The organism is Ruegeria sp. HKCCA5763 (genome assembly GCF_013034545.1).
Lineage (GTDB): Bacteria > Pseudomonadota > Alphaproteobacteria > Rhodobacterales > Rhodobacteraceae > Ruegeria.
The window spans coordinates 1-9,343 of the sequence record NZ_WQGF01000029.1 but is presented as its reverse complement, the minus strand read 5'-3'; the positions used below and the strand labels follow the sequence as shown (position 1 = coordinate 9,343).

8 protein-coding genes are annotated in these 9,343 nt (G+C 52.4%); 2 read left to right on the top strand and 6 right to left on the bottom strand.

Annotated features, from left to right (window positions below; translation table 11 throughout):
• Positions 1 to 376: 376 nt before the first annotated feature.
• Positions 377 to 1,210, top strand: a complete 834-nt coding sequence (locus GOV89_RS22520) for a hypothetical protein (RefSeq protein ID WP_171239142.1) — start codon at positions 377 to 379, stop codon at positions 1,208 to 1,210.
• Positions 1,211 to 1,580: 370 nt separating this feature from the next.
• Here GOV89_RS22520 and GOV89_RS22515 read toward each other — a convergent pair whose 3' ends face one another.
• Genes GOV89_RS22515 through GOV89_RS22960 form a run of 5 tightly spaced genes read right to left on the bottom strand, consistent with a single transcriptional unit; the run spans position 1,581 to position 6,246 of the window.
• On the bottom strand, positions 1,581 to 2,822 hold the full coding sequence (locus GOV89_RS22515) for a membrane dipeptidase (protein WP_171179390.1): 1,242 nt from the start codon (positions 2,820 to 2,822) through the stop codon (positions 1,581 to 1,583).
• Between the two features lie 47 nt (positions 2,823 to 2,869).
• Positions 2,870 to 4,048 carry a carbohydrate porin gene (locus tag GOV89_RS22510; protein WP_171239141.1) on the bottom strand — a complete coding sequence of 393 codons (1,179 nt, stop codon included), beginning with the start codon at positions 4,046 to 4,048 and terminating at the stop codon, positions 2,870 to 2,872.
• The gene (locus GOV89_RS22505) at positions 4,045 to 4,809 is read right to left on the bottom strand and encodes a DUF3299 domain-containing protein (protein ID WP_171239140.1); all 765 of its coding nucleotides are present in this window, start codon (positions 4,807 to 4,809) and stop codon (positions 4,045 to 4,047) included. The genes GOV89_RS22510 and GOV89_RS22505 overlap by 4 nt, the downstream gene beginning before the upstream one ends.
• Positions 4,810 to 4,834: 25 nt before the next feature.
• Positions 4,835 to 5,833, bottom strand: a complete 999-nt coding sequence (locus GOV89_RS22500) for an amidohydrolase family protein (protein ID WP_371810659.1) — start codon at positions 5,831 to 5,833, stop codon at positions 4,835 to 4,837.
• Entirely contained in the window at positions 5,830 to 6,246 is a 417-nt protein-coding gene (locus GOV89_RS22960) for a hypothetical protein (protein WP_254451570.1), read from the bottom strand. The genes GOV89_RS22500 and GOV89_RS22960 overlap by 4 nt, the downstream gene beginning before the upstream one ends.
• A gap of 126 nt (positions 6,247 to 6,372) precedes the next feature.
• On the opposite strand from GOV89_RS22960, the gene GOV89_RS22495 reads away from it, so the two are divergent.
• A complete protein-coding gene (locus tag GOV89_RS22495) occupies positions 6,373 to 7,386 on the top strand; it encodes an AraC family transcriptional regulator (protein WP_171239139.1) in 1,014 nt (337 codons plus the stop codon).
• A gap of 443 nt (positions 7,387 to 7,829) precedes the next feature.
• Here the strand turns inward: GOV89_RS22495 and GOV89_RS22490 are convergent.
• A partial coding sequence (locus GOV89_RS22490) for a hypothetical protein (protein ID WP_217352198.1) occupies positions 7,830 to 9,343 on the bottom strand: 1,514 nt, incomplete at its 5' end.

Below are 9,343 nucleotides of genomic sequence, written 5' to 3'. Positions count from 1 at the left end.
GTTTTTCGGCCCGTGAATCACGCAACCAAACGGAAATCAATGGGTCCTGAGCCTAGTACATATTGGTTGGGAAAAAACGGGTACAACATCACTTCAAGCCTTTATGAGCAATAATTGTGACAAACTTGAAAACGTTGGAGTCCACTACCCTAATGACCGCCACTTGACATTTGTTCAAGGCAATGGGCATTTCCCGCTGGCCGGAGCTCTGACGAACCAGAACAAACAAAGGGAATTCATCGCGGAACATAAGAAAATTGATGGATAAGTTATACTTTCCGATTTTGCTTCTCATCTAAAAGTTGTCAATAAAACCACAGTGATTTCTTGCGAGCATCTCTCCAGCAGAGTGGGCTCTGAGAATGAAATTAAGCTGTTGAAAGATAGCATTGATGCCACGGGCTACGAGGTAAAAGTTGTTTGCTATATTCGTGATCCGGTGAGTTTAGCCAAATCATCGCATTCTACGGCAGTCAAAGTCAGTAAGCGCGACAAACTAAACTGGGATCGCGTAGACCCGCAGAATGAGTACTTTAATACAGTTCACCGGCTTCGTAGGTGGGCCGAGGTTTTTGGAAAAGAAAATGTAACTGTACGGGAATACCTGCCTAGCAAATTGGTCGGCGGAGATATTTGCTCTGATTTTTGTGAATTGATCGGTGTCGACTCTCAAGATTTTGCAATTCCAGATCGGCTTAATACTGCTCTTTCTCTAGATCACTTGGAAATATTGCGTCGTTGTAATTTTTTCTTGCCAACGCCTGCCGAAGATATGGCATCTTGGCGAAAGAGTAATACTACGAGAGCAATATTGAGAAAGGTCAGGCCGGATAGAGAAAACGTTGAGCTGAGTCACCCCATACCAGTTGGGGTATTAGATAGATTCTCAAAGGCTTGTGACGAAATTGAAAGTGAATTTTTGCCGGAAGGGCTGTCTGAAAACTGGCGTAGAACAAAGCAGCCACTAGAAAACGAATCCGACAAAGATCTGCCGGAAACTGCCTCGGAACTGGAAAGTCTTTCAGCGGAATGGTTAGTTTGCCTCGCGAAAAAAACTCAGGAGCTTCAGCAGGAGCGGGACAAGGCTATTTCCGAGCGGGACAAGGCTATTTCCGAGCGGGACAAGGCTATTTCCGAGCGTGACCAAGCAAGAAGGCACCCTTGGGTGTATTTCAAGCACGCCGCAAAATTGCGTTTCCGGCAAAAATAGTGACCCAAAGTCGACTTGGAAATGGATTGGATTGTGTGCCGCAATCCTCACTGAACTCGGTGGCTATTTGGGTGTCAGATCTTGATCTCGCTGCATAGCAACGCACGCTGTGTTGCGTTGTGCCTTTTGGTGCATCTTTCGATAGTCGACTCAACGGCAACACACGTATTTCATGTGATTGAACGCGCTTAGTGGCAGTGGAATTCAGTGCTTTGATTAGTCGAATTGGTGGTGCAAAGCGCTGCGTTTGCACCACAGATGTGTCGGGAGTTCGAAACTCTCATCGCCCGTCATCTACCCTTCAAACTCAAGCAGAAATGCCAGCCTGACCAAACCCGGCCTAAAGAAAGTTGGCAATTACCCAGCGCATCTATCGCGAATAAAACCCTTCACGAAGCTCTTGCCGCAAGCGCAAACGCTCGGGGTATTCCTTCAAAAACTGTTCGGGTGGTTTGCCTTCCCAAACTTGCGCGTAAACCCGCATCTTGTTTCCGCCGTAGATCTTTGCAAGATCTTCATTTGAATAGCCGCGCGCCCAAAGATCGTCCGTTATCGCCGCAAGGATTTTGGCAAGTTCACCGTTACCAGTTGCCCCTTTGTTGAAGGCGTCGATCATATAGCCGCCGTCATCGTACATGCTCGCGTTTGCAGTTGCGAACTGTACGACTAATTCCAGCGAAAACATGTCGTCCGTTGCGATTCCAACATGGTCGACGCCGACAAGCTGGACATAGTAATCAATCATATCAGCGGCCTGCTCGGGTGAGATATCCTCGGGCCAAACGCCGTCCATCATCCATTCTGTGAACGTCGGGGAAACGTAGCCACCAGACTTGGCCGCGCGCAGCGCCTCATCATCGGGAATGGCGCGATAACACCCTTTTGGCGTCGCATTGGGCCCATTCGCATACAACCCTGCAGGAACCGAGTGCGTGTAGACATAGGGCACCCCGGGGTAGTTCTCATCCATGTAATCCATGGCGTCATTGGCCGTTTTCGAACCCGTATGGCTTAGGTCGAGCAGTATGCCAAACCTGACCATTTCATCAATAACTGACTTCCCCCACGGGGTCAGACCAATGTCGCGACCGTTATAGGCCGCCAACTGCCCAGAACCAGTCCGGAAAATGTCATTGTAAGCCAGGATCATACTTTTGATCCCCATATCCTTGAGCACTGCCATCTTCCTCAGGTCGCCGTCCAGAATCGTGGCCGTTTGGCTGTTCCAAATAACCGCTGTTTTGCCCTGTATGTGGGCAGCTTCAATGTCGCGGGTTTCATTCACGATGAGGTAGTTTTCCGGTTGCTGGGCCATTGCAGCACGGAAGTGGTAATGTTGATCAAGAAAGGTGTCGAAAGACATATCCGCAGCAGCCAGCGTCATCTCATGCCCAGTGATGCCGTTTTCCCGCGCACGCGCGAAGTAAGTGTGAAGCTGCTCGTCTTCGGTCCAGCCAGTGCCATAGGGGCTGGCCAACATGCCGAGGACAATTGTGTCCTGCACAAACTGCTTCGCCTCTTCTGACGCCTCCCACGTCTTGCTTTCCTCGCTCGCATGTAACGCGCCGGCAAAAGTGATCGCTATGGCGCTTACGGCCAATAGGGTCTTCATGACAGAGCCTCCTCAGTTGATTTGTTTTGCCGCCGCATGAACACCCCTCAGAAAACGATCCGGGTTCTGAGGCCGAACAGCGTGATGCTGTCCTGAGTGGGGTTCAGCAGCGGGTTGGAAATGAACTGCACCGATGGTGTGATCTGAAACCCCGGTGAGATTGAAAAACGGTAGAAAGCTTCAAGCGTGAACTGTGTCCCGTCGATGCCCCTGGCTTCGGCCCAGTTCAGGCCAAGACCGGCCAGATCGGTATTGCGACCATAATACCCCAGACCGACAGATATCGACCGATCGTAAAGAGCTGCCGTTCCTTTTGAGGCCCCCGCCCGAAAGAACGGCATCCACTTGTTGTCGACAAACCAGGCCGCAGAAAACGCCGCGCCATAGTCTTCCGCTCGGCTGCCATCGTCAGCCGCATCTGCATGCCAGAGGGTCAGATGGACATTGTCGAAATAGATACGATCAAAGCCGGAAGTGTACCCAAGTTCGAGTGATTTGAAGAGATTGCCGTCGCTGAACACATCGAAATTAGGGTCAGACGGGTCGGCGTTCGCGTCTGAAACGCTCGCTACGGCATAGACAGTCTCGCTAAGCTTCAAACCACCCGCAATTCCCAATCCTTGATTGGGTGTATTGATCGTCGGGTTGGTGTTGAATGACAGGTTCTGGAATCCGCTGTAGGGACTGACCAGCCCATAGATGTCCACGAAGTCCGTGACGTCAATCTGCCCGACTTGCAGCGTCCACGCGCCGTTCGCAGCCCTTTGGGTCCAGAACAGGTTTGTCAGCAGTAGTCCATTATCATTAAAGGCTGTGCCCGTGATCGAAAGCGCTCCACCATCCAGCCCAAGGAACTGCGGGGCCACATCGGTATAGCTGTGCCGGTCTTCAATCTTGAATGTCAGAGAACCCAGTTCAGTTGCCTGCCAGTTGCCGTAGAACCGAGCAATTCCGCTGGCCGCTTCGCCGGTGCCCAGATCAGCATTCGTGGTTTGGCCCAACGCCAAGTAATCAATGTTGAAACGAAACCCGCCCTCAGCCAGTCGGTCCTTCCACCCGAACCAACCTGGCGCGATGTTACGCGGAAAATCCGATCTGTATTGCGGATCGGTCAGGCCGTCGCCGGGCTCAAGATCAGCCCCAACAGAAGAAGGTCCGGAAAGCCCTTGCGCCGATACCGCGCCAGCAGATGCAATTACCGATGCAGCAAGCAGGTTTCTTATCATTCGGACGCTCTTGCCCCGCCCGTCTTGCGATTGCCCGCCGCGCGAATGCGATCAGCAGCACGCTGTTTCCACTCCAGCCTGTCTGTCTCGGTTTCCAGCGTTTCAACACTGTCCGTTTCAAGCTGGAAGGTCGCGTTCATGGGCATAACGCCGTCCACGACCATCATGTTTTGAACAGACGGATCAATGGTCAGCGTTCCCGTCAATCGTACGGGTTCATGGAAATAGCTGGGGGTCCAATCCTCATTTAAACGCACGCGGATCATCTGGTTGGGAAGCGGCGGAGGCATGTGACTGCACATCCCGCGTTCCGGCACCAGATACGCCACAGGTCGCCCGTCGGGATCGCTGGGGGCTGGAATAGCAAAGCCCGCGACAGTGATTGTCTGGCCGTCTAACTGCGGATTTCCGTTCGTCCCGGCCTTTCTTCGACGCTCCATCACAACTTCACGCTGATCGAGCAGCCAGTCGATATCAATTTCATCTGCGGCCAAAGCGTCCTCGGTCTCAGCCAGCAGTTCTTGCCATTTCTGCCGTTCTTCTTCGCTGCCATGATCCTGCTGCAGCCTGCCGCGCAGTCGTACAACAAACAGAACATCGTCGAACTGTTCAGGGCTGAGATCGCGATAAGGGTCTTCAAAGATCTGCGCGGACGGGTCTGGAAGATCCGCCCAATCCAACGCAACCCCAGGCGCTGCAAAAGTGGGCGGGGCACACCACACCAACCCTGCGATGACCGCGATGCAAAACCAATGACGCATGAATACTCTCCGGCTGCGCTTTTAACTATTCCAGCGTGTTCTTGTATATCACACCATCCTTCATAATCAGACGGATCGTTTCAGGGCTGTCCGGTCTCGGGTCCGCTCCAAACCACTGATCACCGGTTCCAACGACCGAAAAATCCTCTAGCGGGTTTCCGTCGATCAACAGGATATCAGCATAAGCGCCTTCTTCGATCACTCCAAGCTTTCCAGCCGTATAAGGGTTCATGAAATCGCCCGACAAAGCAACGACTTCACCACCTGTCGAGGTCAGCGTCACCATCGAAGTATACGGACCGAAAAACTCATTGTTCAGGTGTTTCTCGTAGGCAATCTGGATGTTACATGCTTCCACCGAGCCAACACAGTCCGTCTGGAACCCTCGCTTCACCGGGCATTCCTTCATATTGTCGATGTAGCCCGCAAATGTGGCCGAGGCGGATTTTGCTTTGGCAAGGCTGGACGGGACGTTTGCCACCGCAGGAATATCAAGCAAACCGGGATCGAAGGCCGTCAGGTTCGTGGTTATGTAGGCCCCTTTTTCGTTCATGACCTGAGCGATTTCACAATCGAACGAGAAACCATGTTCGATCGACATCACGCCTGCATCAAGCGCATTCAGGATTGCTTCTTTCCGATACGAATGCGCCATGACATAGCTGCCGTATTCATTTGCGACTTGAACAGCTGCTTTGATTTCCTCTGGTGATCCAGCCAGCAGTTGCCATGGATCAAAAGCCGAAACCACGCCACCGGATTGCATGAATTTCAACTGCGTTGCACCCATTCGAAAGTTGTTGCGCGCGTATTTATAAACGTCATCGACACCGCTAATCTCTTGCGCCAAGTTCAGACGGCTCATGTTCGTTTCAGAGCCCGGTGGTGCAGTGAAATTGGCGAAGTCTGCGTGGCCACCCCGTGTTCCGATAAATGCTCCGGAAGGATAGTACCGGGGGCCGTCGATTTGCCCTGCGTCAATGGCCCTTCGCAGCCCACCATTGGCACCACCCGCATCCCTCACAGTGGTGACCCCTGCATGAGATACATCTCAGCCATCCGTGCACCGTGAATGGCGAAATCTTCCCACGTCGTGTTGGCTTCCATCGCCGGCAGCGTAGGCCCCATAAGCATGAGATGCGCATGCAGCTCAATAAATCCGGGCGTCAGTGTCCGTCCTCCACCGTCAATAACCGTAGCATTAGGAGCATCGATCGCGTCGGTTGAAACGGACTTGATCAGGTTACCTTCGACCAGAACACTGGCGTTTTCCATGCGCTGCTCATTCACGCCATCGAAGACATGGACGTTGGTAAACAGCGTTTGTGGTACTTCTTGATCCTGAGCCTGCGTAGCCGCCGAAAAAGTAAGGACTGACGCGACAATTGCCGTCGAGAAAAGCGACATTCGTAGACCGGACATAAGCACTCCCTTCATATTCATGTTTCCCTAACTGTAGAACGGAAATCTTTGCTCCGGTTGCCATTTTTGCATTAAGATGTTCGAATATGATTGATAAAGTGGCCACTGCTTGAACATGACTTCCGCGAAAGGAGGATGAGCTTGCCTCTCAACTCCACCTCTCAAGAGCACAACGAGGGCTTTATCCGCCTCGCCTTGGCAGCCCCGTTCTTGCAATATCTCACTGACCGCGGGATCAATCCTCAACCCGCGCTGGATCAGGTCGGGCTGAAAGCCGAGTTGCTGTCTGACCCATCTGTCTATGTCCATTCAGATTTGGTCTATGGATTGTTGAATGCCTTCTCCGAATTGTCCGGAGACCGGTATCTTGGGTTGAATGTCGGCGAAACATTTGACCTGCAAGGGTGGCCCCCTTTCGCGCAGTCCCTGCAATCAACCACGACATTGTTCGAGTTCTTTGCCCGTTTCGTTGGGCTTGTACCACAGGAAACAAACTCGGTACGACACAGCCTTGTCGTTGAAGCCAACAAGGCCACGTATCGGATCGAAAGGCAACAGGAACCCGCTGTTCCGCCCGTTCAAGTCACCGGTTTTGGGGCCGCCATCTACGTGCGCTTGTTGCAAACCGTAGTTGGAAACGCCTGGGACCCAACGCGGGTACGGTGGGAAAGCAGATATATCAATGGCCTGCCGCTTGGCTACAAGGGGATCGAGGTCAGCCTTGGAACTGATCCCGGAATGCACGTGAGTTTTCCAGTGGACTGGTTGTTCCTGAACCATGTCTCAGTCCAGACTGCCGCGCCGGCGCCCTCGGCCCGTCATGACGAAGAAGTAACGGTAGTGGCTGCATTAAGATCCGTCTTACGCGACAAGCTGGACGAAACCGACTTAGGGCCAAAGGTTGTCGCTGGACTGCTGGGTATACCGCCGGAACGGTTTCTAAAAGCCCTTCAGCAGCAAAGTACAAGGCTGCCGCGCGAGATTAAACGGTTGCGCATTGATGTGGCAAAGGAACATCTCCGCCGGGACACAATGACAATTGCAGAGATTGGTCTCTCGCTTGGCTACTCGGACAAGTCCCACTTTACCCGCTTTTTCCGAGGCCAGACAGGCACAACACCAACACAATACAGACTTGGACAAAAAGAATTGTGAACGCGCCCGAGGCAGAGACGGCAGGGGGCTACCGTTCCAAAGAAAACTTGCGGCTAAGGTCTTTGAATACAGGAAAAAACCTGCACCTGGCCATCTTCCCGCGCCATAAGATTACCCCGTCCGCTACCACAAAAAAGAGGCGCGATCACCCCAAAGACGCCACCTTTTCACTGCATATGCCACCGCCTGGAAAAGCGATGGCACAGCTCAGGCGGTTAATCAGTAATCCGCTTGTGGTGGTTCAAAATGTTCCGTCGGGCATAAATAACCCATAATCGGCAGCTCCCAAAATTTAAAGTATTGATTTTTATATATATTTATTATCACCCTTGATTATGCCGCGGCCACTTCACCCATCTTGACAACTCCTTGTCGCCCACAAAAAAATTTGGGCAACAAAAAAGCCGCCCCGAAGGGCGGCTGTTACTTCAGCTTTTGTTCTTCTAGAATTCTGAGGTTCTGTAGAGCTCCACTCCCGCCGTTTTGGGTTCCCAAACTGGCAAGATCCCTCGAGATTTTAACTTCCTTCGGGCTTCCGGAACTGTTGTTGCCATTCTCGTCGCAACGTCGGTGATCTTTTGGTAGTCCAACTTGAAACGGTCCACGCTAGCAGGGCTAACAAGATCACGCATCTGCCCCATGTGTCTAGTTTGTCCGCAAATTGTCAGAACCGGTTCCATTCCGTCTGGTGGAGTTCGAAGAAGGAAGTCCACTGAGTTGGCAGAAAGGCCAAGCTTTCGCGCGACATCCGAAATCGATTTCCCGGGAGAACCAGTTCGGCAACCGAGTTTTTCACCCACTTCTGCCACGTCAACAAGTACAGATTGGTAACGCAGTTCTTCGTCGAGAAGCTCAACTCCAGTTAGTTGCCTTTGGAGCAACAGTTCGACAATCTTGACAGCGGGCACTTTCAAGGCTTCAGCCGCATTGGCAATTCCCAACACACCCTCTGAAGGTTCAGAAATGGGCTGTCCGAAACTTCGCAAGCGGTTCACAAAACTGTCCAGGTCGTTGGCGTCAACTCCCTGAGCAATGCTCCTTCGGCCATCTCTACAGCCCGCGATTGGTTTAAGCATGCCGGCTTCGATAAGCTGCGCCACTTGGGGCCGTTTGCAGCCTAGATATTTTGGAACTTCAGAAATCGGAACCGAACGCCGCATCCTCCTGAGAAGGTCTTCAGAACGTGCAACGTCAATGGCGCCGAAATCCCGTTTTGCGTCATAGTCCGCAGGCAGCAGATCGGCGACCATCAGCGCATTTTGAACAGTTCTGGGATGCACACCAAACTTCTGGCTCAGTGACACTACAGAATGACGCCGCCGCTGCACGACGGGTTCTCCAAACAGAATCGTTCCCGCACCAATTGGCATGGTTTCCAGAATATGTTCACGGAAAACCTCCCGAAATGGCCCAATCGGTTTTCGGTTTTTTTTGAACTGAATCCACTCATAAAGAACACCGAACACACCTTGCGGCCCGGCTTGAATTTTTGAGCATGGCGTCTTCGACTGCACCGCTTCAAGCCCTTCTCGAACGCCTTCAGGGCCACGTCGAGTAAACTCGTACCCAACCTCCCCGGCCAAGTCCCAATCCGCTTGCGATAGATTTGGAAGATTTGCATTTGGACCAAATGCGATACACGCACCGAGCATTTCAGATGCACGTGAGGCTAGATCAATCAGCTGCCCGTCCAGCCACTCTGGCCCTGGGCGCCCTTCAAGCCTGGCTTCAAGGTAAGATTGCAGTTCAGAGACGCGCCTCTGTTTCCCAATTTCGGCCAGCTTTGCCAATCGCGCTTCGTCTGGCATATGGGCAGCCAAGTCCAGAAAGAGATTGCCTCGGCCTCTCCCAGGCTCTCGGACCAAAGGAACGGAATGAACGGGACAAGTTCTCACAGGTGAATGTCCGCCATCAGCACCCATGGAACAGACTAGGTTGATTGCGTAGCGGAGGATTT